The sequence below is a fragment of the Pseudomonas sp. PDM32 genome, assembly GCF_019219225.1.
Lineage (GTDB): Bacteria > Pseudomonadota > Gammaproteobacteria > Pseudomonadales > Pseudomonadaceae > Aquipseudomonas > Aquipseudomonas laurylsulfatiphila.
Map to the genome: position 1 here is coordinate 97026 of NZ_JAHUWE010000017.1, position 24100 is coordinate 121125.

At 62.8% G+C, this 24100-nt stretch carries 23 protein-coding genes and 1 pseudogene; 8 read left to right on the forward strand and 16 right to left on the reverse strand.

Features of this window, described 5'->3' with window-relative positions; all coding sequences use genetic code 11:
- The first annotated feature begins 63 nt into the window (after positions 1-63).
- Both KW846_RS27115 and KW846_RS27120 read left to right on the forward strand, forming a co-directional pair.
- Positions 64-924 carry a CAP domain-containing protein gene (locus KW846_RS27115; RefSeq protein ID WP_218486147.1) on the forward strand — a complete coding sequence of 287 codons (861 nt, stop codon included), beginning with the start codon at positions 64-66 and terminating at the stop codon, positions 922-924.
- 1026 nt (positions 925-1950) lie between these two features.
- Positions 1951-2352 (forward strand): GFA family protein, encoded by a 402-nt coding sequence (locus KW846_RS27120; protein WP_218486148.1) that lies wholly within the window; start codon positions 1951-1953, stop codon positions 2350-2352.
- A 158-nt stretch (positions 2353-2510) separates the two neighbouring features.
- Here KW846_RS27120 and KW846_RS27125 read toward each other — a convergent pair whose 3' ends face one another.
- Together KW846_RS27125 and KW846_RS27130 are read right to left on the reverse strand one after the other, a co-directional pair.
- The gene (locus tag KW846_RS27125) at positions 2511-3143 is read right to left on the reverse strand and encodes a PQQ-binding-like beta-propeller repeat protein (protein ID WP_116583336.1); all 633 of its coding nucleotides are present in this window, start codon (positions 3141-3143) and stop codon (positions 2511-2513) included.
- A gap of 36 nt (positions 3144-3179) precedes the next feature.
- The gene (locus tag KW846_RS27130; RefSeq protein ID WP_218486149.1) at positions 3180-4400 is read right to left on the reverse strand and encodes a helix-turn-helix domain-containing protein; all 1221 of its coding nucleotides are present in this window, start codon (positions 4398-4400) and stop codon (positions 3180-3182) included.
- 84 nt (positions 4401-4484) lie between these two features.
- Between KW846_RS27130 and KW846_RS27135 the strand changes: the two genes are divergently transcribed.
- Both KW846_RS27135 and KW846_RS27140 read left to right on the forward strand, forming a co-directional pair.
- The gene (locus KW846_RS27135; protein ID WP_218486150.1) at positions 4485-5243 is read left to right on the forward strand and encodes a DUF899 domain-containing protein; all 759 of its coding nucleotides are present in this window, start codon (positions 4485-4487) and stop codon (positions 5241-5243) included.
- A gap of 276 nt (positions 5244-5519) precedes the next feature.
- Positions 5520-5792 carry a DUF2790 domain-containing protein gene (locus KW846_RS27140; RefSeq protein ID WP_218486151.1) on the forward strand — a complete coding sequence of 91 codons (273 nt, stop codon included), beginning with the start codon at positions 5520-5522 and terminating at the stop codon, positions 5790-5792.
- Positions 5793-5840: 48 nt separating this feature from the next.
- Here KW846_RS27140 and KW846_RS27145 read toward each other — a convergent pair whose 3' ends face one another.
- The 5 genes from KW846_RS27145 to KW846_RS27165 form a co-directional block, all read right to left on the reverse strand.
- Positions 5841-6773: a LysR family transcriptional regulator gene (locus tag KW846_RS27145; protein WP_218486152.1), complete on the reverse strand. Its 933-nt coding sequence runs from the start codon at positions 6771-6773 to the stop codon at positions 5841-5843.
- 64 nt (positions 6774-6837) lie between these two features.
- Positions 6838-7788: an aldo/keto reductase gene (locus KW846_RS27150; protein WP_218486153.1), complete on the reverse strand. Its 951-nt coding sequence runs from the start codon at positions 7786-7788 to the stop codon at positions 6838-6840.
- Between the two features lie 23 nt (positions 7789-7811).
- Positions 7812-9290: an efflux transporter outer membrane subunit gene (locus KW846_RS27155; protein WP_218486154.1), complete on the reverse strand. Its 1479-nt coding sequence runs from the start codon at positions 9288-9290 to the stop codon at positions 7812-7814.
- Positions 9291-9309: 19 nt separating this feature from the next.
- Positions 9310-10806: a DHA2 family efflux MFS transporter permease subunit gene (locus KW846_RS27160; protein WP_218486155.1), complete on the reverse strand. Its 1497-nt coding sequence runs from the start codon at positions 10804-10806 to the stop codon at positions 9310-9312.
- The gene (locus tag KW846_RS27165) at positions 10806-11942 is read right to left on the reverse strand and encodes an HlyD family secretion protein (RefSeq protein WP_218486156.1); all 1137 of its coding nucleotides are present in this window, start codon (positions 11940-11942) and stop codon (positions 10806-10808) included. The genes KW846_RS27160 and KW846_RS27165 overlap by 1 nt, the downstream gene beginning before the upstream one ends.
- Positions 11943-12202: 260 nt before the next feature.
- On the opposite strand from KW846_RS27165, the gene KW846_RS27170 reads away from it, so the two are divergent.
- Both KW846_RS27170 and mug read left to right on the forward strand, forming a co-directional pair.
- Positions 12203-12829 (forward strand): TetR/AcrR family transcriptional regulator, encoded by a 627-nt coding sequence (locus KW846_RS27170; protein WP_218486157.1) that lies wholly within the window; start codon positions 12203-12205, stop codon positions 12827-12829.
- Positions 12822-13343 (forward strand): G/U mismatch-specific DNA glycosylase, encoded by a 522-nt coding sequence (gene mug / locus KW846_RS27175; protein WP_218486158.1) that lies wholly within the window; start codon positions 12822-12824, stop codon positions 13341-13343. Before KW846_RS27170 ends, mug begins: the two co-directional genes overlap by 8 nt.
- A gap of 148 nt (positions 13344-13491) precedes the next feature.
- Here the strand turns inward: mug and KW846_RS27180 are convergent, their stop codons facing one another.
- Complete coding sequence (locus tag KW846_RS27180; RefSeq protein WP_218486159.1) at positions 13492-14571, reverse strand: sterol desaturase family protein; 1080 nt, start codon at positions 14569-14571, stop codon at positions 13492-13494.
- Between the two features lie 77 nt (positions 14572-14648).
- Positions 14649-15311, reverse strand: coding sequence for a hypothetical protein (locus KW846_RS27185; protein WP_218486160.1), 663 nt, complete (start codon positions 15309-15311; stop codon positions 14649-14651).
- A 151-nt stretch (positions 15312-15462) separates the two neighbouring features.
- Between KW846_RS27185 and KW846_RS27190 the strand changes: the two genes are divergently transcribed.
- Both KW846_RS27190 and KW846_RS27195 read left to right on the forward strand, forming a co-directional pair.
- Entirely contained in the window at positions 15463-15834 is a 372-nt protein-coding gene (locus KW846_RS27190; RefSeq protein ID WP_007976137.1) for a DUF3302 domain-containing protein, read from the forward strand.
- 3 nt (positions 15835-15837) lie between these two features.
- Positions 15838-16797 (forward strand): HlyD family secretion protein, encoded by a 960-nt coding sequence (locus tag KW846_RS27195; protein WP_007976135.1) that lies wholly within the window; start codon positions 15838-15840, stop codon positions 16795-16797.
- Positions 16798-16945: 148 nt separating this feature from the next.
- On the opposite strand, the gene KW846_RS30170 is transcribed toward KW846_RS27195, so the two are convergent.
- The 7 genes and pseudogenes from KW846_RS30170 to KW846_RS27220 all read right to left on the reverse strand — a co-directional run bounded on the left by KW846_RS30170 (position 16946) and on the right by KW846_RS27220 (position 23985).
- Positions 16946-17071 (reverse strand): hypothetical protein, encoded by a 126-nt coding sequence (locus tag KW846_RS30170; protein WP_256356881.1) that lies wholly within the window; start codon positions 17069-17071, stop codon positions 16946-16948.
- Positions 17072-17260: 189 nt separating this feature from the next.
- Positions 17261-17407, reverse strand: coding sequence for a hypothetical protein (locus KW846_RS27200; protein ID WP_007976132.1), 147 nt, complete (start codon positions 17405-17407; stop codon positions 17261-17263).
- A 1385-nt stretch (positions 17408-18792) separates the two neighbouring features.
- The gene (locus KW846_RS27205; protein WP_256356886.1) at positions 18793-20271 is read right to left on the reverse strand and encodes an aldehyde dehydrogenase family protein; all 1479 of its coding nucleotides are present in this window, start codon (positions 20269-20271) and stop codon (positions 18793-18795) included.
- 297 nt (positions 20272-20568) lie between these two features.
- Positions 20569-21045 (reverse strand): annotated as a pseudogene (locus tag KW846_RS30175) (NTP transferase domain-containing protein); the annotation flags it as partial.
- A 27-nt stretch (positions 21046-21072) separates the two neighbouring features.
- Positions 21073-22581, reverse strand: coding sequence for an aldehyde dehydrogenase (locus tag KW846_RS27210; RefSeq protein WP_218486162.1), 1509 nt, complete (start codon positions 22579-22581; stop codon positions 21073-21075).
- The gene (locus tag KW846_RS27215) at positions 22568-23635 is read right to left on the reverse strand and encodes an aminoglycoside phosphotransferase family protein (protein ID WP_218486163.1); all 1068 of its coding nucleotides are present in this window, start codon (positions 23633-23635) and stop codon (positions 22568-22570) included. The genes KW846_RS27210 and KW846_RS27215 overlap by 14 nt, the downstream gene beginning before the upstream one ends.
- 5 nt (positions 23636-23640) lie before the next feature.
- The gene (locus KW846_RS27220) at positions 23641-23985 is read right to left on the reverse strand and encodes a cupin domain-containing protein (RefSeq protein WP_218486164.1); all 345 of its coding nucleotides are present in this window, start codon (positions 23983-23985) and stop codon (positions 23641-23643) included.
- Between the last annotated feature and the right edge of the window lie 115 nt (positions 23986-24100).

Genomic DNA, 24100 nt, shown 5'->3' on the forward strand with positions numbered 1-24100 from the left:
CCAGTCATACCCTGCGTTTTCCCCCCTCTCCTTTCGTCGTCATCTCATTCGAGTTGTCCGTTCATGCGCCAAACCGTCGTTGCCTTGCGCTTTTCTTCGCTGTGCCTGCTTCCCCTGCTCCCCGTTTTTGCCAGCCCCGCCCACGCCGATGGGCAACGGCAACTGGTCGACGCCATCAACGACTACCGCGCCCATCCGCAACGTTGCGACCGACGCCCCGCGCAACGCTTGTCACCCCTGACGCTCAAAGCGAACCTGGCCTTGCCCGTTGGTTATGGCGGTGGGTTGCGGGACCGGTTAAAGGCTTCCGGCTATCAGGCGACCATGGTGCGCTCTATCCGCGTGGTGGGTGCACGGGATGCCGAAGAAGCCTTCGATATGTTCCAGGACGAGCACTGCGCCGCACTGCTGGACAACCAATACGCCGATATCGGCGTCAGTCGCGCCGGGAGCGAGTGGCAAGTGGTGCTGGCGCGGCCGGTGCTCGACCGGCAAACCGCCGATCCCCGCAGCGCCGCCCAGGCGTTGCTGGCGCAGGTCAACGCTGCCCGGGCCAAGCCGCGCCTGTGTGGTCGCCAGCGCTTCGCCGCCGCACGGCCGCTGTCCTGGAGTGCTGCCTTGGGTTCCGCAGCGCAAAATCACAGCAAGGACATGGCCTACGGCAACTACTTCGCCCACCAGGACCCCGACGGTGACATGCCCGCCGACCGCGCCAGGGCTGCCGGCTACCGTGGCCGCCAGATCGGTGAAAACATCGCCGCCGGACAAGGTTCGCCGAGCAAGGCCATGGCCGGTTGGCTCGCCAGTCCCGGGCACTGCGCCAACCTGATGAACCCGATGTTCACCCAGGTCGGTGCCGCGTACGCCGCCAACGCCCGCAGCGACAACGGTGTTTACTGGACGATGCTGTTCGGCGCGCCTTGAGCGGCCGGCCAGACCCACCTTGCGGGCATTGAAAAGGTTCTAGACGGGAAACTGTAGGAGCCAGCCTGCTGGCGATGGACTCCAGTGCGCCGCGTTTATCCGGTTCACCCGCGTTATCGTTAACGACCATCGCTGGCAAGCCAGCTCCCACAAAAAACCGCGCCCACACGCTGAAACTGTAGGAGCCAGCTTGCTGGCGATGGACTCAGATGCGCCGCGTTTATCCGGTTCACCCGCGTTATCGTTAACGACCATCGCAGGCAAGCCAGCTCCCACAAAAGACCGTGCCCACGCTGCAACTGTAGGAGCCAGCCTGCTGGCGATGGACTAAAGCGCGCCGCGTTCATCCAGTTCACACGCGTGAACGTTGACGACCATCGCAGGCAAGCCAGCTCCCACAAAAGACCGCGCCCACACGCTGAAACTGTAGGAGCCAGCCTGCTGGCGATGGACTCCAGTGCGCCGCGTTTATCCCGTTCACACGCGTTATCGTTAACGACCATCGCGGGCAAGCCAGCTCCCACAAAGGGCCATGCCCACGCTGAAACTGTAGGAGCCAGCCTGCTGGCGATGGACTCCAGTGCGCCGCGTTTATCCAGGTCACACGCGTTATCGTTAACGACCATCGCCAGCAAGCTGGCTCCTACAAAGACGCCAAAAACCAAGGCATTAAAAAGCCCGCACTGGGCGGGCTTCGTGGGTGAGTACAAGTAGGTGGCCGGTGCTGGTCTCCGGCTTACAAGGTTTATCAGGCCTCCCACAAAAGAGTCGTGAAACCGTAATGGAACTCTTCTGCTTCACACGGCATAAGGGCTGGATCCCAGCGCGGGGATCTTTCTAACCGTGTACCCTTCGGAACGCGCCCCACGTCTCCTTGCTATCCTTTTGCGCATCAGTCTGCGTCTTCACCTACAAAGTTGAGGATAGCAAAACAGGGACGATTGCCAACCGGGCTTTTAGACCGATTTCGACCAGCAGAAAACATGGCAGGACGGAAAAATACTATCGATAAGGAGAGGGTATTGCATGGATGAGTTTCACCAGGGCAGCTGCCTTTGCGGCGCGGTCAAATATGGCGTGTCGACCGAGTTGAAAGCCGTCACCCATTGCCATTGCAGCCAGTGCCGAAAGAGCCATGGGGCTGCGTTTGCGACCTATGCGAGCGCGCCCGTCTCGGCGCTGTCGATCATGACCGGCACAGATTCGCTTCAGGCCTATGAATCATCCAAAGGTGTCACCCGGCAGTTCTGTTGCCGCTGCGGATCTTCGCTGTTCTGGACTGACTCGACAGGCGCGTTTTCCGAGTGGGTTTCGATTGCCCTCGGCTCGCTGGATACGCCGCTACGGACACGCAAGCAAAAACATGTTTGCGTCGGCTCGAAAGCGGATTGGTACGAGATCAACGATCAGCATCCACAAGCGGACTGAGTGAGGTTGCTTGCAGATTTTGCATACACCCACTGCCCCTGTGGGAGCGGGCTTGCTCGCGAAGGCGGCGTGTCAGACGACATTGATGCTAGCTGATACACCGCCTTCGCGAGCAAGCCCGCTCCCACAGGGTAAGTGGGTGTACACAGTTCCGTGCATCACGAAGGCCGACGCACCACCCTCACCTTGCCGCTTTCGCCGCCACCGCAGAACAACCGCTCGCCGCCATCGGACTCCAGTCCCGACACGCCGACGCCTTCGGGCATCCTGAGGCTCTCGAGCACTTCACCGGTTTGCGCGTCGATGCGCCGCAACTCACTCTCGTCGCCCTCCCAGGTGCCATGCCACAGCGAACCTTGCACCCAGGTCACGCCGGTAACGAAACGGTTGGATTCGAGGGTGCGCAGGATCTTGCCGGTCTCGGGGTCGATCTGATGGATCTTGCGTTCGCGGTACTGGCCCACCCACAACGTCCCTTCGGCCCAGGTCAGCCCCGAATCGGTGCCGGCGCCGGGGGCCGGAATCGTCGACAGGATGCGGCCGGTGCGGGGGTCGATCTTGTGGATGCGGTCGTCGGCGATCTGGAACAGATGCTCGCCATCGAACGCGGTGCCGGCATGGGCAGCGACATCGATCGAGTCCAGCAACTTGCCGCTTTCCGGGTCGAGGGCGTTGATTTTGCTGTTGCTGGCGAACCAGACCTTTTCGCCGTCCCAGGTGACGCCGCACACATGATCGACCTCGGCAAACGGGCCATATTCACGAATGACTTCAGCAGTTGCGTGTTTCATCTGGCAATCCTCAATGGGGGGTTGGTGGCGTTCATCCTAGCCACCGGGCAGCGGCGCCGGGAGTAACAAGGTCGTCGCGAATCCCGGCACCGGCGGTGTCATCCAGCGCCGCGCGCGGCCTCGGCCAAACCACTGCACCTTGCCCTGCTCCGCCAGCGTATCGAGTGCACGCTGCACCGTGCGCTGGCTGGTACCCAGCGCCAGGGCCAGGGCGGAACTCGACCACGACTCGCCATCGGCGAGGCAGGCAAATACCGCGGCAAATTTTTCCTCGACCGGTTGCGCCAGTGTCACCACCTCCGTGCACACGGACGTTTGCAGGGCAAAACCACGGGGCGTCGCGATGACGCCGGCCAACGGCTTGAGTGCTTTACGCAGCCGGCCGATTTCCACGCGAAGCCGGGCACGATGGGACTCATCCGAGAGCTTCAGACGGAACGCCCGGGCGATCAGCGTTTCCCGTGCAACGTCGGCGGGCCAGGCTTCGGCCAGGGTGCGGGCGAGCAGGAACAGGATCGGCCGCGTCGCGAGCGACACCGACATGCCGCAGCCCCGCACAACGTACCGGCAGGCATCCACCACCAACGCCGTTGAACCGAGCAAGGCTTCGACTTCATCGAGCAGCAGTGCGCGTTCCTCACCCCGGGCAATCAGGCGTGCCGCGGGGGCGTCGAGCAGGCGCGCAGCCTGTTCGACTTCAGCGATCAGCGCGGCAATCCCCGTCTGACCGGCAGCCTGCCCGGCTCGCGTCAACGCCTCCCGTGCCGCGTTCGATTGCAGGCGGCGAATGGCGATCCCCGCCAGCACCAGCTCATGGGTAGCGCGCAAGGCCGGCGGCAAGGGGCCGGGGTCGAGGCTGGCCAGCAACTGCTGCGCCTCATCGAGCTGACCGATCAGCAGCAGACGGCGGATTTGCAGATACCGCGCATGAGCGGCATTGACCCGGTCACCGTGCTGTTCAAGGGTGACCCGCGCCGTTTCGAGCGCCTTGACCGGCCAACCGAGTTCCCGCGACGCCAGGGCGATTTCGGCTTCGGCCACCACGCATCGGGCACGGGCCAGCACTTCCCTGGGCGAAAAGGCCCGCTGCGCGCGCTTGACCAGCGCCCGGGCGCGCACCAGATCGCCCAGTTGCGCCATGGCGATGCCGCGCAGGGCCAGCGCCGGCGCATCGTCGCGCAAGGCCACGCGGTCCAGTGCGCCCAGTGGATTGCCCGCCGCCAGCGCCTGGGCAGCGGCCGTGATCATCGAGTCCATCGAAATCCCGCCACGCTTGTCACTCCCATCATTCGATACCCGGGTTTAGTCTAATTCACGACCTTTCACCAGGAGCGTACAGCGATGAACACGCACACAACCGCGACCCGGGACCAATGGCTGGCGGCACGCCTGCAACTGCTCGAAGCGGAAAAGGCCCTGACCCGACGCAGCGATGAACTGGCCCGGCAACGCCAGGCCTTGCCGTGGGTTCGTCTCGACAAGACGTACCGTTTCGCTACCGACAACGGTAGCGCCACCCTGGCCGAACTCTTTCAAGGGCGCTCGCAACTGCTGGTCTATCACTTCATGTTCGGCCCCGACTACACCGCCGGCTGCCCTTCCTGCTCAGCCATTGCCGATGGCTTCGACCCCCTGGTCATCCACCTGGCCAATCACGACGTGACCCTGATGGCGATATCCCGCGCACCGTTGGCGAAACTGCAGGCCTACAAGCGCCGGATGGGCTGGACCTTCCCCTGGGCCTCGGCCGCCGACAGCGATTTCACCGCCGACTTCAACGTCTACTTCACCGAAGCGCAGCAGCGCGAAGGCCTGGTCGAGTACAACTACCAGCGCGGCGGCCATGCCATGGACGCCAGTGACATTCCGGAACCGGTGAAACAGTTCGCCGCGACCTGTGGCACCGACGCACCGACCTATACCCGCGACCGGCCGGGGCTGAGTACCTTTGTACTGGAGGACGGCCAGATCTATCACACCTACTCCACCTACGCGCGGGGCCTGGACGGGTTGTGGAGCATGTACCAATGGCTCGACCGCGCGCCCAGGGGACGCAATGAAACGGGGCCCTGGTGGCGTCGGCATGATGAGTACCGGTGAGCGCGAAGGCGGTGTGGCCTGGTTGCGGATCGCGGGCATGCCACACTAGCCTTCTCCAGCCCCGGAATAACAACCGCTTCCCGAGACCCTTTGATCAGGCCTGCTATACGATTTGACAGGCAGATAGGGTTAACGAACTCCCCCCTCGATTCATGATCAATCCGGCAACAGTGTTTATCCCGCCGACCGATTTTTGCGCCCCCGCCAAACGCCTAACATCGACTTCACCCAAGTGAATAATCCCCGGGATAACGCTTTTACCACGAGGTAACGATCATGAAACTGTTAAACATCGCACTCTTGCTTGCGCTGGCCAGCGCCGGCACCCAGGCCTTGGCGGACGACAGCCACTCGACTACTGCAGCTAACCAACCACCCATTGAAACCTACACCTACGGCACCCGGCTTGATATCAAACGCGTCATCGAAGTATCGGAAGTCGCCAACGAATGCGGACCAGTGCCGGCGCGCATGACCTATGAAGATTCCCGGGGTCAACGTCGCACCGTCGAATATCAAGTGATGGGCACCGGCTGCTCGAACGGGTGAGCACTGTATGGACGATGGAGGGTCGACACTCCATGGGTACAACGCCAGCTACACCGACGCACCGACAATTTTTTCATCAGACGCCAGCAACCCCGGAATGGAATGCTTGAGAAATTCCACCCAGGTTTTTATTTTTGCATCCACGAACTTGCGTGAAGGGTAGATCGCAAACAGGTTCAACTCTTCAAGCCGATACGCCGGCAATACGCGCACCAACGTCCCCGCCCGCAGGCCCTCGACGGCCGATGCAATCGGTTGAATGCCAATCCCCATCCCGTTCTTGATCGCGAAGGTCATGGCGTCAGCCGTGTTGACGTGAAAGGGTGACACCGGCGTGCTGAATGTCTCTGTCCCCTGCGGGCCTTCAAATACCCAGTGCTCGGCCGGCATGACCGTGTTGACGATTCGCAGGCAGTCATGGCCGGCGAGTTCACCCGGCGAGTCGGGAATCCCGCGTTGGCTCAGGTACTCGGGCGAGGCGCAGAGAATGCTGTAGGTGATGCCCAGCCGCTGGGCGACGAAGCCGGAATCGGGCAGGTCCCGCGCCAGCACGATCGACATGTCATAGCCCTCTTCGAGCAAATCCGGCAGGCGATTGGTCACGGTCAGGTCAAACAGCACCGAAGGCCAGATTTGCCGGTAGCGGGCGATGGCGCCGATCACGTAGTGGTTGCCGATGGCGGACATGGCGTGGATTTTCAGTCGGCCTGCGGGCATGACCTGGGCCGTGCCCGCCTCTGCATCGGCCTCACGCAGGTCCTCCAGGATCCGCTCGCAGCGCTGCAAATAGCGCACACCGGCTTCGGTCAATGCCAGGCGCCGGGTGGTGCGGTTGATCAAGCGCGTCTGCAGCCTGGCCTCCAGGCTGGAAACGGCTTTTGATACGTTGGTCGTGGTGGTGTCCAGCATCGCGGCCGCCGCGGTGAAGCTGCCGCTTTGGGCCACCGCCGCGAAACAGCGCAGGGTCTGGAAAACATCCATCGGTTTCACCTCCAGGGATAGGCAGACAGGACGGTCCCGTGACGCACCGCCCTGATCTCAGGCACTAAGGCTTGCGCGCAGTGAATCCGGGAACACCGGTTTCAACCACCGAGTTGAAGCGTATACGGGTGGTGATGTCTTGTTGAATCTCGATCATGGCCCTGAGCGGCAAGGTCGAGATATCGATGTTTTCCCGGATATGGCTCGGCGTTGCCGAGGTGGTCAGGAACGCCACCCCGCGTTGCACCGACCAGGCCAGCGCAACCTGGGCCGGGGTTTTCTGCAGACGCCGGGCGATGCCGGTGAGCACCGGGTCTTGCAGCACATTGGGCTGCATGCCGTGCCCCAATGGCGCAAACGCCAGCACGATAATCCCGTGCGCCTTGCAGAACTCAAGCAGTTCCCACTCCGGCAAATAAGGGTGGGACTCGACCTGCACCACGGCGGGTTTGATCCGGGCGACGGCGACCAGCGCCTTCAGCGCGTCCAGCGTGATGTCCGACACCCCGATGGACCTCGCCCGCCCCTCATCCACCAGCCGCTCGAGCGCCCGCCAGGTTTCGATCAGCGTCACGCCGTGGTCGTAGATGACGTTGCCCAGCGCGTCCCTCGGGTCCTGGTTGTCGCCGGGTTGAAAGGCAAACGGCGTGTGGATCAGGTAGCAGTCGATGTAGTCCACTTGCAGGCGTTGGCAACTGGCGGCGAACGCGGGCTCGACGCGCTCGGGGCGATGGTTGGTGTTCCACAGCTTAGTGGTGATGAACAGGTCTTCGCGGCGGACGTTGCCGGCGGCCAGCACCTCCGTCAGCGCCACACCGACCTGGGCTTCGTTGCGATAACGCTCGGCGCAATCGAAATGGCGGAAACCGGCGGCCAGCGCTTCCTTCACCGCATCAGTGGTCGTGGCGAGATCACGGAACAAGGTCCCGAATCCAACCGCCGGCATCTCGACCGCTCCATGGTTGAGCGCAAACCGGGTATCGCGCAGTCCGTCGTGAAAGGCTTCATAGGTCATGTGTCTACTCCAGGCCGCAGCCATTATTGATACGAAGGTGTCTGCCCGTCGCCAGAGGCAACGCGTTGCTCGAAGGTGCCGACAGCGTTACCGCCAAGGGCAACAAACAGCTGCACGGTGTCGAGGTACTGCGCGGTATTCACGCGGATCTGTCCCAGCAGTGCCTGCTCATAGGCACGCTCCGCTTCCAGGACCTGGAGGATGCTGTTTTCGCCTTGCGCGAAGGCTTGCTGGTTCAACCGCAGACTGTTTTCGGCCGCGCGCAAGGCGTCGGTCTGGGCCAGGTGTTCTTCGGCGTCATGGTTGATCGCCTGCAAGGTGTCGGCGACCTGCCCGAACGAGTTGATGACCGTCTGTTGGTATCCGGCGAGCGTCGCCTTGTAGCCGTCGACGGCGGCCTGCTGCTGTGCCTTGAGCGTGCCGCCATCGAAGATCGGCCCGGCCAGCCCGGCAGCGAAACCCCAGAGTGCCGCGCCGCCGTTGCCCGAGGCCGCCTGCGCCAGAGAGGCCGACAACGTGACATGGGGATAGCGGTTCGCCGTCGCCACGCCCACCGCCGCGCTGGCCATGTGCAGTTGCGCTTCGGCCTGCAGCACATCCGGGCGGTCGTGGGCCATTTCCGAAGGCAGGCTCACCGGCAGGTTCGACGGCAGGGCGAACTCGCTCAAGTCGAAGTCGGGAGCGATCCAGTCCGCCGGCCCCTTCCCCGTCAGGATCGACAGTGCATGGCGGGCCGCATCGCGCTGCTGAGCGAGGGGCGGCAACAGCGTGCGATCCTGGGCGAGCCGGGTCTCGGCCAGCGACACATCGATCTGCGTGGTGCTGCCGTTGAGATGGGCCATGCGCACCAGCTCCAGGTTTTTCGCATCGTTGGCGAGCAGTTTTTCCACGGCTTGCATCTGCGCGTTGGCCGAGGCCAACAGCAAGGCCTGGCTGGCAACGTTGCCGGTCAATGTCAGGTACGCCGCTTCGTAGCGGTGTTTTTGCAGCTCGGCAAACGCCTGCTGCTGTTCAACCAGACGCTGGTTGCCGCCGAACACATCAAGGTCGAACCCCACCCGCGGGCCAATCGCATAGAAGTTGGCGATAGAGGGCTCCCTGGCGTTGTGCAGCCGCTGACGACCGGCCACGGCAGCGAAATCGACCTGCGGATACAGCGCACCCTGCGCCGCAGCGACAGACGAAGCGGCCTGGCGGATCGTTGCGTCGGCGGCCACCAGGTCCAGGTTGCCGTCGATGGCACGACGCACCACGTTGTCGAGTTTCTGCGAGCGAAAGGCCGTCCACCAATCGCCACTGACCTTCTTGCCAAGGTCGATGCGAGGGGCTGCACCCTGGGCAAGACGCTGCTCGGCCTGTGTGTCGTAGTGCTGCGATGTACTCGCTGCCGGTGTTTGATAGTCGGGGCCAACGGTGCAAGCCGTCAGCAAGAAAAGCAGCGACAGCGCCGCGATCTTCGTTTGCAGCAAGTATCGGGTGATGACCAGCGCACAGGATTTCATTTGGCGAACTCCACGAAAACTAATTGGCCGCAACAGGCTTGCGAAGAAACAACACCAGCGGGCTCACCACCAGCATCACCACCATCAGGATCTTGAACTGATCGACCACGGCGATGAACGCGGCCTGGCCGGTGATCATTTCGTTGAGCCCCTCCAGCACCTGCAACGGCGCCCAGGCCAGCGACTGCGTGGCGGTGCGGTACGGCGTGAGGTTGCTGACCAGCGCCATGTGCATGGCCTGGGTGTTGTTGAAGAAAAACAGCTGCACGATCGCCACCCCCAGCGTGCTGCCGTAGACCCGGACCAGATTGAACAGGCCGGTGCCTTCGGCCCGCAGCGCGGGGTCGAGGGTACTGAACGCGACGTTGCTCACCGCCGGCATCAGGATGCCCAGGCCCGCGCCCTGGATCGCGCCGGCAACCGCCACGGGCCACTCGTCCATCAGCGGCGAATAGCCGAGCATCAGCCAATTGGCATAGATCACGATGGCGATACCGGCCGCGACGAAGAGGCGACGGTCGAAGCGCGCGGGCAGCCGCCCCATCAGCAGGAAGGCGCCGACCAGGCCCATGCCACGCGGGATCGTCAAGGCGCCCGTGGTGTCCGGCGGGTAGCCGAGAATTTCGTCGAGCATCGGCGAGGTCAGGGCCATGGTCGACAACAGCACGAAACCGAGGGCGAAAAAGATCACCGTCGACAGCACGAAGTTGCAGTCCTTGAGCAGGCGCTTGTTGAGGAAATGCACGTTCGAGGTCAGCACATGCACCACGAACAGGTAGAACCCCAGCGCCGACGCCACGGCTTCCAGCCAGATCTCGGGCGAGGCGAACCAGTCCAGTCGTTCACCCCGGTCGAGCAGCATCTGCAGGCTGATCAGGCTGAGGGTGAAGGTGCCGAAACCGAAGAAATCGAACGCCGGAGGTTTTTCGGCTTTCTTTTCGGTCAACAACAGCGCCGCCACCAGGAAGATAAACAGCGACAGTGGCACGCTGAGGTAGAACATCGGGCGCCAGCCGAAATGTTCGGCGATCCAGCCACCGATACTAGGGCCGCTGACGATGCCGAACAGCACGATGGCGGTCCAGCTCACGCCGAACTTCGCACGCTTTTCCGGCGGCAAGGTTTCCAGGGCGATCGCCATCGACAGCGGCGCCAGTACGCCGCTGGCAATGCCTTGAACGATGCGCGCGCCGACGAATTCCAACGGCGTCGTCGCCACCGTGGCGAGCAGCAAGCCCAGGACAAACAACGCCAGCGCCGACTGATATACCCACTTCAAGCCAAAGCGCGCGGCCAGCCACTGGGCCAGCGGCATGCTGATCGCACTCGCGGCCAGGTACGAGGTGAAAATCCAGCCCGCCTGATCGTCGGTCATCGACAGGCTGCCCTGAATCAACCTGAGTGCCGCGTTCGGCAACGGCAGGTTGGCCGACTGCATGTAGGTCGCCAGCAAGGCGGCGAACCTGAGGGAGCGCGCGCCCTCCCCGCCGGGGCTTACTATCGCTTGGGCGTTCATCAGAAGTTACCTGCGGTCAGCAACGCCTTGAGCGGATGCCACCAGGGGCTGCGAAACCGGGTGTCGATCCTTACCGTGGCGCTGGTCCCGGAGAACAGCGGCAGCGCCGGGTCCACTTCATCGAGCTCAAGCCGTACCGGCACCCGCTGCGTCACCTTGACCCAGTTGCCGGTCGCGTTCTCCGGCGGCAGCAGGGCGAAATCCGAACCGGCCCCCGGGCTCATGCTGGTGACGTGGGCCTTGAACACGCGATCCGGGTAGGTATCGATGCGGATGGTGGCTTGCTGGCCAGGGCGCATGTGGGTCACGTCCGTCTCGCGGAAATTGGCCTCGATCCAGATCTCGTGACCGGACAGCAAGGCAAAGGCCGGCGCACCGTTGTTCAGGTAGTTGCCCACCTGCAGGTCGTCAACCTTGGCCACGATGCCGTCCTGCGGCGCGTATACCGTGGTGTACGAGAGGTACAACTGCGCCTCGTCGAGCTGCGCCCGGGCCTCGCGCACCGTCGGGTGGTTATCGGCCTCGATGTTCGGATTGCCGTTCAGGGCCACCACGGTGCTGGCGATCTGTTGCTCGATGGACGCGATCCGTTGCCGCGCCACCTTCACGTCGGTGTCGGCCCGTTCGTAGATCGACTTCGAAACGAACTCGGTCGCGACCAGTGCTTTCTTGCGGGCAAAGTCCTTCTGGTCGAAGTCAGCCGACTCTTTCGCCGATTGCAGTTCCGCCTGCTGCTGGCGATAGCTGGCCTTGAGTCCGTCGATCCGCAGCCGCGCCACGCTCAGTTGCGCTTGCGCACGGTCGACGGCGATCTGGAAGGGTTTCGGATCGATCCGGAACAGCACCTGGCCCTTGCTGACCGGCTGATTGTCCTCGACGGCAATCTCGACCACTTGCCCGGAGATCCGCGCATTGATCGATGCCTTGGCCACGCGGGCGTAAGCGTTGTCGGTCGATACATAGGCCTGGCCCGACACATGGTGGGCATAGCCCAGCGCCGCGAACAGGAGTGGAACACCCACCATCAGCCAGGGACGCAAGGTCTGTCTCAGGGGTTTTCGGGTGGGCGCGCCGGCCGGGTTTGGGCCAGGCTGCCCGAAGGTCTGTGAAGCCGGGATATCGAACGCTTTGGTCATGATCGAGTTCACCTTTAGCCGGGTAATCGGGCCAGCATCGGCAACAAGCGCCGGTGGCCCGCAAGTCAATAAATGCTGAAAAGAAGCAAGCCCGTGCGCGGTCGGGAGGATCGCTCCCAGCGCGTCGGTTTCGTCGCCGCAGCACTCGGTTCGAGCCCGGCTACAACAAACCCTGGATCAAGGAATTTCTGATTCCTTAATTTTGTGCGATGGTGTAAGAATATCCCTCACCCCATCACCCCACAAGGATTTTGTACGACATGGCACAAAATAAATCGACAGAGGGCAAAGGCCGCGGCCGCCCTCGGGCCTACGACCCGCAGACCGCGTTGCAGCAGGCACTCGGTGTGTTCTGGAACACCGGCTATTCCGGTGCGTCCCTGGACAGCATCGCCACCGCCGCCGGCATGAACCGCCCCAGCCTCTATGCCGCGTTCGGCGACAAGCACGCGCTCTACATCAAAGCGCTGGAGCAATATTGGGAATTTGCAGCGGCGGCCATGCATGAGGCGCTGACGGACCTGAACCTGCCGCTGGCCGAGGCCTTGCAGCGTTTCTACGAGGGGCAGTTATCGATTTACTTCTCGGGCGATGGCCAGCCCCGCGGTTGCTTCGCCATCGGCACGGCAACCACCGAAGCCGTCGAGGACCCGCAGATTCGCGAAGTGCTGTCCGACCGTTTGAGCCGGCTGGATGCCGATCTGGAAGTACGCCTGCAAGCGGCGAAAAATGCCGGCGAGTTGAAAGACGATGCCGACCCGGCCGCCCTTGCCGTGCTCGCCTCGTCCCTGCTGCACAGCATTTCGATCCGTGCCCGGGCCGGTAAATCCCGAGACGAGCTGACAGGACTGGCACGCCAGGCGATCAGAGTGATCTGCGGTGAGTGAAAGACTCGAGGATATTCTTGCCGAGGAGCTTGCCGTGATCTTTTGCGGCATCAATCCCGGCATGACTGCCGCCGCCCAAGGGCACCATTTTGCCGGGAGCGGCAATCGCTTCTGGCGCACGCTCCATCTCGCCGGGTTTACGCCTGAGCAGGTGCAACCGGAAAACGACCGGACGCTCTTGCGCTATCAATGCGGCTTGACCGCAGTGGTCGAGCGGCCGACGGCCAGCGCCGATCAATTGTCCTTGCACGAGTTCAGCGCCGCCGCAGCGGGCTTCGAACAGAAAATCGCCCGCCATGCGCCGCGTTTCGTGGCATTCCTGGGCAAGGCGGCGTATTGCGCGCTGTCCGGTCAGCGCGAGGTTGCCTGGGGTCTTCAAGCGAAAACCTTCGGCAACGCGGCGGTCTGGGTCCTGCCGAACCCCAGCGGCAGAAATCGTGCGTTCAGCCTTGAGCAACTGGTCGCGGCGTACCGCGAACTGCGCCTGGCCGTCGACGAAAACCGGCCGCAGTAATCACGCCGGAGGAATCGTCGCCAGCACACCGATCAGGATGGTCAACAGCAGAAAACCGCCGAGAAAAATCGTCATCTTGGCCATGCGGCCTCCCACACTATGAATTGGCGGTACAGCGAGCGCCGAGTGCTGCCGTACCGGAGATTTATTATGGGCTGGCGGCTGTATCCGTTACAGAGGCAGATTGCACTGAAAAATACGGATCAGATGCGCTTTGAGGCTGTGCTTTCGGGCGTATGGCACAGAGGAGTTTGCGGCCGATGTCCACAAAAGGCGTGACGATCAAACCCTTCATCGTCAGGTAACGCTCGTGATCCTGTTCCCCGGTGCCGAAGGCGATGACCTCGGGTGTGGGCCGGGTAACGTACAGGGTGCCGAACATCCAGTCCCACAGCGACAGGTTGATGCCGAAGTTCTTGTTGAAATGTCGTGGCGCATCGCTGTGATGAATCTGGTGTTGCGCCGGGCTGCTCAGCACCCGTTCGAGCACCGGTCCGAAGGACAACCAGACATGGCTGTGACGCAGGTTGGCCGCCAGGCTGTTGAAGATGAACACCATGTAGGTCACGCCAAACAATGTGTAGCGGCTGATCTCTCCCCCGCAGGCGTACCAGAAGACACCGGCAAAGGCGCCGACACAGATGATGTCCGTGAGCTTTTCGACCACCTCTTCCAGAAAGTGCACGCGGCTGGCCGTCGCCGGCACCAGCACGGGCGCCGAATGATGGACTTTGTGGAAGGCCCACAGGTACCGCGAATGAAACGCGCGATGGCCCCAGTAATGGCTGAAATCCTTGACCAGGAATACCCCCAGTCCATAAAGCAGGGTCAGCGCCAGGTGCTCCTCCACTTGCGTGCGCGCGCCCCACAGCCCGGTGAAGAAGGCGATGTAGTCCGCCGAGCGCAACACGTACGGGTCGACCAGAGCGACGATGGGCAGCACCAGGACGACCTTGAGGATGGCCAGGACGAAGTAATAGCGGTAGTCGAGCAGCGCCGAGCGGTGCAGGTAAACCCGGCTGCCACCGATGAACTCAACGAACGAGCGCGCGTCGGTCAAACCCCGGGATTTGCGGTGCCGGAACAGGCAATAAGCGACGCTGTAAGACATGCAGAGAAAGGATAGACCGAGTCTGCCGTTGAAGTCGAAAATGCCCAGGAACTGCCGGGTGACCGGCTCGATCACCCACTGGGATAAATAAAGATGGATTGCGGCAAGAACATCCATACCGGGCTGCCCGACGTAAATGGAAGGGCAATTGTAAATGAGAATGAGTCTTTAGTGTGCTGAATTATGTCCAGTTGTCAGCCGCCCAGCGCAATGATCGCAAGGATCAACACACCTCCCGTAGCGGCCATGATCACCCCACCCTGCCACTGCGTGGCGCCAGCGTATCTGGCGAGCATCCAGCCTGCGATGAACAGCACCACCAGTCCGATCAGGTTGGACAAGCGAATGGCGAGTGCCGTCTGGTCGAGCAGTATGAACGGCACCACCAGCGGAAAGGTCGAGCACACCACCAACAGGAAAACACCGAACGCCCCCCTGAAATCGTTCCAGCCGAGGCCGGCCCTGATCGGCAAGGGCGGCTGCTCGAGCAGCCGTCGGCGCAACAGTTCCAGGCCCTCGCTGCCGGCCGCCGTGGCGAATTGCAACGGCAGCACTTGTGCAATGAGCGCCTGACCCGCCGCGGCGTCCGCGCCATTGCGCAGGGCCAGGTACAGCTTGATCCGGCGCGTGCGCTCGACCAGTGCACGCAGCAGGTACATGACCGCATCGGCCAGTCCCCAGGCGAGATTGCAACCGAGCGCGGCCAGCATCATCGTGCGTTCGGCGGCCTGGTCTGCCGTGGCCACGCTGATGGTGCCGGTGAACGTCATGGCCATCAGCAGGCCGAAGATCACCTCGGTAATGCGCTCGACAGGGTCAAGTACAGGCGCCCTTTCGAATTGACCATTGCCTGGCATGAGTACACCTCCCCTTGGGCTATCTGCACGATACCGGTCGACGCGTCGGCCAGGCACCGGTTGCCCGGGCTGGATATCAGCATCCCCGTCAAGTGTAGATTGAACGGCTACACTCATGCGCACACGTTACCTGCTTCAAGAGGAGTGATTCATGCTTGATTACTTCGCGCTGGGCCTGCTGATCTTTGTCGGGCTCGTCCTGTTCTACGGGATCATCCTGCTCCACGACATCCCCTATGAAATTGCCGTCCACCGCAACCACCCTCACCAGGATGCAATCCACGCCACCGGCTGGGTCAGCCTGTTCACCCTGCACGCGCTCTGGCCGTTCCTGTGGATCTGGGCGATGGCCTATCGGGAAGACCGGGGCTGGGGTTTCAGTGACGGACACTCAGCCAAGAGCCATGTGGTTCACCTCGAACAACAGGTCGCCGAACTGCAAGGCCGCATCGAGCGCCTCGAGACGGCGACGGGCACGACGCAGAGCAGGCGGCCAACGGACAATCTCGGCGAGGGCATTTGAGCCATGGATCTCTTACTCATACTGACGTATGCCGCACTCTGCGTTGCCATCTTCAAGATCTTCCGCATCCCCCTGAACAAATGGACGGTGCCCACGGCGGTGCTGGGCGGTATCGTGATTATCGGCGCGCTGATTTTCACGATGAACTACAACCACCCCTACTCCGAGGTGGCGCGTTCCTATTTCGTATCGGTTCCGGTGATTCCCGTGGTCAGTGGCCAGGTGATCGACGTGCCGGTCAAGACCAACCAGCCCCTGGAAAAAGGCGATGTGCTGTTTCGCATCGACCCCGCGCCTTTCGAGTACCGGGTCAAATCCCTCAAGGCACAACTGATTGCCGCCCAGGCCGATCGTGTGCGGATCACCGAGTTGATCAAGCGTAATTTCAGCACTCAACGGGAACTGGATATGGTGGTCGCCCGGACCGACGACCTGAAGGCACAACTGGACAACGCGCAGTATGAACTCGACAACACCACGGTGCGTGCGCCCAGCAAAGGCTTCGTCACCCATGTTTCGCTGCGTCCGGGCATGATGGCGACCAAGCTGCCGCTGCGCCCTTCGATGGTGTTCATTCCCGCAGAAGGTCATTACTTCTCGGCATGGATGCGCCAGAACAGCCTGTTGCGCCTGACCGAGGGCGATGAGGCCGAAGTCGCTTTTGACGGCATTCCCGGGAAGGTGTTCGAAGGCAAGGTCAAAACCGTGGTGTCGGTCATCGCCGAAGGCCAGATCCAGCCGTCGGGCACGCTGATCGGTTTCACCGGTTCGCCACCGGCCGGCCGGGTACCGGTGATCATTGAAATCACCGATCCCGACTATGCCCAGTACGCCGACCTGATGCCCGGCGGGGCCTACGGCCAGGCGGCGTTGTACAGCCAGCATTTCCATCACATCGCGATGATGCGCAAGATCCTCCTGCGCATGGCTGCCTGGATGAACTACATCTTTCCGTTCCACTAATCCGCCAGCGTCGGCAACTGGCTCCCTTGAATGGGGTCAGTTGCCGGTTCAGCGAACCGGCCTGGTCGCGCAGTTGCAACGACTGATCGAGCAGGCTGCGGATCGCGGAGCTTGAAGTATCGGGCGTGGCATTGAGGGGGGTACGGCGCTAGAGAATCCAGTGGAGCAGCAGGTGCGAGGCAATCCAGGGAGAGGCCTGGGTCACCGCCCATGCCAGCAGTGCGCACACGAACAGGTAGCCCGCAAAGAACTTGACCATCGCGCTGTTGCCCATGCTGCCCTCCCGGCTTTACAGCCTAACTGGGCGTTCAATGCGAATGCGTAACCATTACGACGCGCGTCTCACCCGTAAAGGATTTGATCGCCAGAATGGTGTGCAGTTCCATAGGCTGGGTCATTCACAGGCTTGCTCACCCGTTTGCATTCGACCCGACACGTCAGCGGCGTCGGCAGCTCAGAACCCTCAAAGGGTCAACGCCATCGCCAGTACGGCGGACAACGCCAGCATCATCAGCAACGCAACAACCATCAGACTCAACTGAGCGAGCTGCTTGTAAAGGTGGGTCGGTCTTTTCGTGATCAGATCAATGGATTTAGTCGTGGAAGCCATCACCCGTTCTCCCTTTCCCGCCGTACATGTAATAGCTCTCGCGAACAATTGGCTGGGCTGGTCGTCGGTGGCGATCTGAATGATATCTGCACGTTGGGAGTAAGTGCGTTGTCAGCCCGTGACGTGCTCCGGGAAGGAGCATCGTGGAGGGCGGGCTTGACCTCAGCAGTAAGGCGATGGCGTTGCATGCTGGCGTCGCTGGCTTCATTTTTTCACCCCTCGCGTCATGGGACGAAAACTGTTGCGGGTACCAAGGGTTAAGCAACGAATGAGCCATCACTACAGGGCCAGGAAAAAGTCCAGATTAATGAACAAGCTGTTTGACGGTGTGCCAGGCGAAACGCAAATTTGGTGAAAAAGGCCCGGTCAGGTGGGTGTAATAACCCATGTATGGGGATGTAGGAGCGAGCCTGCTCGCGATAAACCCCAGAGCGCCGCGGGGCACCTGCCAGCCGGCGTTATCGTTGACGACCATCGCGAGCGAGCTCGCTCCTACAGGGTTTATGTTTTCGCCGGCGGCCAATGCCAACTGTAGGAGCGAGCCTGCTCGCGAAAAACCGGAGAGCACCGCGGGGCACCTGCCAACCAGCGTTATCGTTGACGACCATCGCGAGCGAGCTCGCTCCTACAGGGTTTATGTTTTCGCCGGCGGCCAATGCCATCTGTGGGAGCGAGCCTGCTCGCGAAAAACCGGAGAGCACCGCGGGGCACCTGCCAACCAGCGTTATCGTTGACGACCATCGCGAGCGGGCTCGCTCCTACAGGGTTTATGTTTTCGCCGGCGGCCAATGCCATCTGTGGGAGCGAGCTTGCTCGCGATAAACCCCAGAGCGCCGCGGGGTACCTGTCAACCCGCGTTATCGTTAACGACCATCGCGAGCGGGCTCGCTCCTACAGGGTTTATGTTTTCGCCGGCGGCCAATGCCATCTGTGGGAGCGAGCTTGCTCGCGATAAACCCCAGAGCACCGCGGGGTACCTGCCAGCCAGCGTTATCGTTGACGACCATCACGAGCGAGCTCGCTCCTACAGGGTTTGTGTTTTCGCCGGCGGCCAATGCCATCTGTAGGAGCGAGCTTGCTCGCGATAAACCCGAGAGCACCGCGGGGCACCTGCCAGCCCGCGTTATCGTTGACGACCATCGCGAGCGGGCTCGCTCCTACGGGGTTTGTGTTTTCGCCGGCGGCCAATGCCATCTGTAGGAGCGAGCCTGCTCGCGATGAACCCGAGAACACCGCGGGGCACCTGCCAACCCGCGTTATCGTTGACGACCATCGCTGGCAAGCCAGCCCCCACAGGGGACCGTGCCCACGCTAAAACTGTAGGAGCCAGCTTGCTGGCGATGGACCCGAGAGCGCCGCGGGGCACCTGCCAACCGGCGCTCACTTCACTTCAGATACCACCCCCAGGGTTCGCCGTTGTAGCGGGTGATCTGCTTGGTTTCCAGGTAGTTGTTGTAGCCCCACTCCCCCAGTTCGCGACCGATGCCGCTCTGCTTGTAGCCGCCCCACGGCGCTTCGACGAAGGTCGGCTGCGAGCAGTTGACCCAGACAATGCCGGCGCGAAATCCACGCGCGACCCGTTCGCAACGCGGGATATCCCGGGACATGACCGCTGCCGCCAGGCCGAACGGCGAGTCATTGGCCAATCGGATCGCTTCGGCTTCCGTGTCGAAGGCGCGCAGGCACACTACCGGTCCGAAGATTTCCTCACGCCATACCGAGCTGTCCTCGGGGACATCGGCGAAAATCGCCGGCGTCAGGTAGTAACCCTTTTCCAGATTGCCCGGCCGCCCACCGCCCGACACCAGACGAGCGCCCTCTTGCTGACCGGTTGCAATGGCCGCCAGCACCTTGTCCAGTTGCCCCTGACTGACCAGCGGCCCGAGTTTCACCCCCTCTTCGAAACCCTGGCCGATCTGAATCCGCTCGGTCGCGGCAATCAGGCGTTCGAGCAACGCCGGGTACAACCCGCGCTCCACCAGCACCCGCGAAGTGGCTGAACAGACCTGGCCCTGGTTCCAGAAGATCCCGAACAGAATCCATTCCACAGCGGCTTCGATGTCGCTGTCGGCGAAGATCACGAAAGGTGATTTGCCGCCCAGTTCCAGGCTGATGTTTTTGATGTCGTTGGCAGCCGCCTGCATGATCTTGCGCCCGGTCGGTACGCTGCCGGTGAAGGCGACCTTGTCGACATACGGGTGTTTGGCCAGCGGCGCGCCCGCCTCGCGTCCCAGGCCCGTGATCACGTTCAGCACCCCGGCCGGCAGCCCTGCCTTGTCGGCGATGTCGGCCAGTTCGAGGGCGGTCAACGGGGTCAGCTCCGATGGCTTGAGCACGACGGTGCAACCTGCCGCCAGCGCCGGGGCCACTTTCCACGAGGCCATCAGCATCGGGAAATTCCACGGGATGATCGCCGCGACCACACCGACCGGTTCCTTGATCACCGATGACGTGAAGCGCGCATCCGGCACATCGATCGACTGCTCACCCTGTTGATCCGACTGCTCGGCCAACCCGGCATAGAAGTCGAAGCAACCGGCGGTGTCGGCGATGTCCCACAATGCTTCCGGCAATGGCTTGCCGTTGTCGCGCACTTCGATGGCGGCCAGTTCGTCCTGACGGTGGCGAATGCCCTCGGCGATACGGCGCAGGACCTCGGCCCGCTGCGTGCCGGACCAGCGTGGCCAGTCCCCCTCGTCAAACGCCGAACGCGCGGCCGCCACCGCCCGGTCGACGTCCTCGAACGTGGCAGAAGCGACCCGCGCCAGCACCGACTCGTCACTCGGATCGAGCGTATCGAAAACACCGCGTTGAACCGGGGCAACCCACTCGCCGCCGATGTACAACCGTTGATAATCACCCATGGGACACTCCTTGATCCTGCGCTGCCGACGCTGCTGGTACAGCTGTTCGGCGACCTGCAATTGCTCGCGGTCATTGACCCCGAGCACGTCGGTTTCCTCCACTTCCACGGCAGTCACCATCAGCCCCGCTTCGTTGGCCACCGCCACCGCATCGGTGAGGTAGTACTCGCCCTGGGCGTTGCGGTTGCCGATACGCTCCAGCAACCACAGGCAGGTATCTGCCCGCAGGCCCATGACGCCGCCATTGCAGAAGTTGATGTCCAGCTCCTGCGGGCTCGCATCCCTGGCTTCGCGGATCGCCCGCAAACGCCCCTGCTCCACCAGCAGCCGCCCGTAGGGCCCCGGTTGCTGGGTGTGGAAACCCGCCACCGCCACCGCCGCGCCGTCCATCAACGCCCTGCGCAAGCGATTCAGGGTCTGCGGGGTGATCAGGGGGGAGTCGCCAAACAGCACCAACACATAGCCCTGCTGCTGCGCCTGCAAAGCCGGCCGCGCGGCGAGTACCGCGTGGGCCGTGCCCCGTTGTTCGTGCTGGGTAAACACCTGTGCCGTCGGTGCGACCTGCCGCAGGTATTCAGCCACCTGCTCGCCGCCCGCGCCCACCACCACCGCCCGTTGCTCGATACCGGCCGCCTCCACCGCCGCCAGCACATGGCCGAGCAGCGGCCGGTTGCCCACCGGGTGCAGCACCTTGGGCAGCGGCGACTGCATCCGCTTGCCCTGCCCGGCCGCGAGAATCACCGCCAGCGTCGACCCGCCCATGTTGTCGCTCATCACGATCCTCCTGTGTGCATCCGGGCTTCAGGCCGGATCGCGATAGAACACATCGTCGGCATAGGGATACCACCAGTCCTGAATCTTCGGCTGGTGATCGATGATGACCATTTTCGAGCGGCGGAACGCTTCCAGCCCCTGACGCCCGAGCTCACGCCCAAGGCCGGACATCTTCCAGCCACCGAACGGCAGCGCATCGTTGTCGATCAGCGGATTGTTGACCCAGACCATCCCCGCCTCGAGCCGCTCGGCGGCTTCCATGGCTTCGGCCAGGTCCGTGGAAAACAGCGAGGCCCCGAGGCCGAATGGCGAGTCGTTGGCCAGCCGCACCGCCTCATCGAAATCGCTGACCCGGCAGATCGCCGCCACCGGGCCAAAGCACTCTTCCTGAAGAATCGCCATGTCAGCGGTCACGCCGGTGAGGATGGTCGGCTCATAGAACCAGCCGACCGTCTGCCGGGGTGGAATCCGCCCACCACACACCACTTTCGCGCCCTTGGCCACGGCGTCATCGACCAGGCGCATGACTTTATTGCGTGCCGCTTCGCTGACCATCGGCCCGATCTCCGAGCGTTCCAGGCCATGGCCGATACGCAGGGCGCGGGTGCGCTCGGCGAACTTCGCGACAAATTCGTCATGCACCTCATCCACGACATACAAGCGCTCGGCCGAGGTGCAGATCTGCCCGCTGAGATGGAACGCAGCCGTCACTGCCCCCGCCGCTGCCACGTCCAGCGGCGCATGCCTGGAGATGATCAACGGATCGCTGCCACCGGCCTCGATCACGCAAGGCTTCATCCGCTCGGCACAGGCCACCGCCACCGCCTTGCCCGCCGCGACACTGCCGGTGAAGGCCACCGCGTGGGTCTGCGCCGACTGCACCAGCAGCTGCGCGGTCACCGCATCGCCAGGCACACAGGACACCAGCCCCGGCAACAACGCGCTGAAATGCTCCATGAACTTGAGGGTGCACAGGGTCGTCGCTTCCGCCGGCTTGATGAGGCAGGCATTGCCCGCCGCCAACGACGCGGCGACCGTCCAGCACATCAGCAGGATCGGAAAGTTGAACGGCATGATGTGCACGCTGACGCCATAGGGCTCGTAGCGCACATGCTGGAAGGAGCCGATCTGCGTGGTGCCGGCGACCTTGCCGGCATCGTCCCGGGCCATTTCCGCGTAGTAGCGAAAGATCGGCGCGCAGTTGGCCAGCTCGCCCATGGCCTCGGGAAACGGCTTGCCCATCTCCAGGGTCATCAGGCGCGCGACTTCACGGTTGCACGCCAGGTTCTGCTCGATGGCATTGGCCAGTTGATGCAGGCGCGCGGCGCGGCTTTTCGCGTCCACCAGGCGCCATTGCTTTTGCGCGGCGGTGGCGGCATCGATGGCGGCTTGCACATCGGTTTCGCCACACACGCCGACTTGCCCGACCGGTTGCAGGGTCGCCGGGTCGAGCACCTGGCGCACGTGGCCATCGCTCAGCGGCAGGAACTCGGGATTGATGAAACGCAAGGCAGAATCGCTGTTAAACGTGGCCATGGGATGATCCTTGAACCAATCGATAAGGGGTTTGACGCAATGTCGCCAGGGTCGTGGCGGGCAGCTCTTCTCGCCAGCCCGGCACGTGCCGGTCGAGCCACTGGCGCAGGGGCGCAAAGGCCTCGGCGTCCAGCGCACGGACAAACAGACCCAGGGTTCGCGGCAGGTGCGCCAGGTAAGCGTGCTTGCCGTCACGACCGGCCAGGCGCACGAAAATCCCCAGCACCTTGGCGTGACGTTGGGCGGCCAGGCGCCGGTAGTCTTCGAGAAAACGCCGCGCGTCCAGCTCCGGGCGCTGCGACAGGTAATGGCTGATCAGTACCTCACGCAACGCCTCGGGCACATCGCGCCGGGCGTCTTCGAGCAACGACATCAGGTCATAGGCCGCCGCCCCGGCCAGGGCGTCCTGGAAATCAAGCAAGCCGCAGGCGGCGACACCTTCGCGGCCTTGCAGCAGCATCAGGTTGTCGACGTGAAAGTCACGCAGCACCAGGGCTTCGCGGCGCTGGGCAACGTCACCACAAGCCTCGGCGAACAGCGCCAGATACTCTTCGCGCAGACCCTGTGCCGCCTCTTTGCCGACGAGTAAAGGCACGTACCAGTCGATAAACAGCGAGCACTCGTCCGCCAGTCGCCGCGCGTCGTAAGGCGCCAGTTCCGCCGCTGGCGCTGCGCGGTGCAAGGCCACCAGCGTATCGACCGCCAGGTGATACAACGCCGACTCCGAATGCCCGGCCAGCAGCAGCCGGGTGTAGGTGTCGTGACCGAAATCCTCGATCAGCGCCAGCCCCGCCACTTCATCTACTTCCAGCAAGGCCGGCGCGGACAGCCCCAGCCCTTGCAACTGCCGGGCGATCCGTACAAACGGGCCGAAGGGTTCGCTCTGGGGCGGCGAATCCATCAGCAACAGGCCGGCGCCGTCCAGGCGGAAATAGCGCCGGGTCGAAGCATCCGCCGGCAAGGCCACCAGCGGGGCCCCGGCGAAACCGGCGCGTGCCAGAAAGGCGGCGCGCTGGTCTTCACGGGTTGGCGATGACGCCAGTGCATCAGTCATGGCAGTCACCGGATCATGTAAACCTTTTTGATGGTCTCGTGGACCGTGCACACACCCTTCCAGTCCTTGCCGAAGAAGGCGGCGGTGTCGGGCTTGATCTCGATCACTTCGCCGGACTCGTGGACGTACGTGCAGCGGCCCTCGAGGAAGTGGCAGAACTCGTCGCTGGTGACATGGCAAAACCATTTGCCCGGGGTGCAGATCCAGATGCCGCATTCGGACTGGCCTTCGGGGCCTTTGTGCAGCACCACGCCGGAGACACAGGATTCGCCTTCGAGCATGGTCGGGATCACGCCCCAATCCTTGACGTCGGTGATGCTCAGGGGGTCGTACAGGAACGGGGTAGTCATGTGTTGCTCTCCAATAAATCAATTGAAATGAACGACCAATAACCCTGTGGCGAGGGAGCTTGCTCCCGCTGGACTGCGTAGCAGGCCCATTTTTTTTGGGGCAGCTTCGCTGCCC

Coding starts and splice junctions, on each gene's coding strand:
- KW846_RS27185 (WP_218486160.1), bottom strand. CDS start 15,311: ATGCCAGGCAATGGTCAATTCGAAAGGGCGCCTGTACTTGACCCTGTC.
- KW846_RS27210 (WP_218486162.1), bottom strand. CDS start 22,581: ATGGCCACGTTTAACAGCGATTCTGCCTTGCGTTTCATCAATCCCGAG.
- KW846_RS27145 (WP_218486152.1), bottom strand. CDS start 6,773: ATGGATGTTTTCCAGACCCTGCGCTGTTTCGCGGCGGTGGCCCAAAGC.
- KW846_RS27215 (WP_218486163.1), bottom strand. CDS start 23,635: ATGACTGATGCACTGGCGTCATCGCCAACCCGTGAAGACCAGCGCGCC.
- KW846_RS27155 (WP_218486154.1), bottom strand. CDS start 9,290: ATGAAATCCTGTGCGCTGGTCATCACCCGATACTTGCTGCAAACGAAG.
- KW846_RS27140 (WP_218486151.1), top strand. CDS start 5,520: ATGAAACTGTTAAACATCGCACTCTTGCTTGCGCTGGCCAGCGCCGGC.
- KW846_RS27125 (WP_116583336.1), bottom strand. CDS start 3,143: ATGAAACACGCAACTGCTGAAGTCATTCGTGAATATGGCCCGTTTGCC.
- KW846_RS27120 (WP_218486148.1), top strand. CDS start 1,951: ATGGATGAGTTTCACCAGGGCAGCTGCCTTTGCGGCGCGGTCAAATAT.
- KW846_RS27220 (WP_218486164.1), bottom strand. CDS start 23,985: ATGACTACCCCGTTCCTGTACGACCCCCTGAGCATCACCGACGTCAAG.
- KW846_RS27195 (WP_007976135.1), top strand. CDS start 15,838: ATGGATCTCTTACTCATACTGACGTATGCCGCACTCTGCGTTGCCATC.
- KW846_RS27200 (WP_007976132.1), bottom strand. CDS start 17,407: ATGGCTTCCACGACTAAATCCATTGATCTGATCACGAAAAGACCGACC.
- KW846_RS27135 (WP_218486150.1), top strand. CDS start 4,485: ATGAACACGCACACAACCGCGACCCGGGACCAATGGCTGGCGGCACGC.
- KW846_RS27130 (WP_218486149.1), bottom strand. CDS start 4,400: ATGGACTCGATGATCACGGCCGCTGCCCAGGCGCTGGCGGCGGGCAAT.
- KW846_RS30170 (WP_256356881.1), bottom strand. CDS start 17,071: ATGGGCAACAGCGCGATGGTCAAGTTCTTTGCGGGCTACCTGTTCGTG.
- KW846_RS27115 (WP_218486147.1), top strand. CDS start 64: ATGCGCCAAACCGTCGTTGCCTTGCGCTTTTCTTCGCTGTGCCTGCTT.
- KW846_RS27150 (WP_218486153.1), bottom strand. CDS start 7,788: ATGACCTATGAAGCCTTTCACGACGGACTGCGCGATACCCGGTTTGCG.
- KW846_RS27160 (WP_218486155.1), bottom strand. CDS start 10,806: ATGAACGCCCAAGCGATAGTAAGCCCCGGCGGGGAGGGCGCGCGCTCC.
- KW846_RS27180 (WP_218486159.1), bottom strand. CDS start 14,571: ATGGATGTTCTTGCCGCAATCCATCTTTATTTATCCCAGTGGGTGATC.
- KW846_RS27190 (WP_007976137.1), top strand. CDS start 15,463: ATGCTTGATTACTTCGCGCTGGGCCTGCTGATCTTTGTCGGGCTCGTC.
- KW846_RS27170 (WP_218486157.1), top strand. CDS start 12,203: ATGGCACAAAATAAATCGACAGAGGGCAAAGGCCGCGGCCGCCCTCGG.
- KW846_RS27205 (WP_256356886.1), bottom strand. CDS start 20,271: ATGGGTGATTATCAACGGTTGTACATCGGCGGCGAGTGGGTTGCCCCG.
- KW846_RS27165 (WP_218486156.1), bottom strand. CDS start 11,942: ATGACCAAAGCGTTCGATATCCCGGCTTCACAGACCTTCGGGCAGCCT.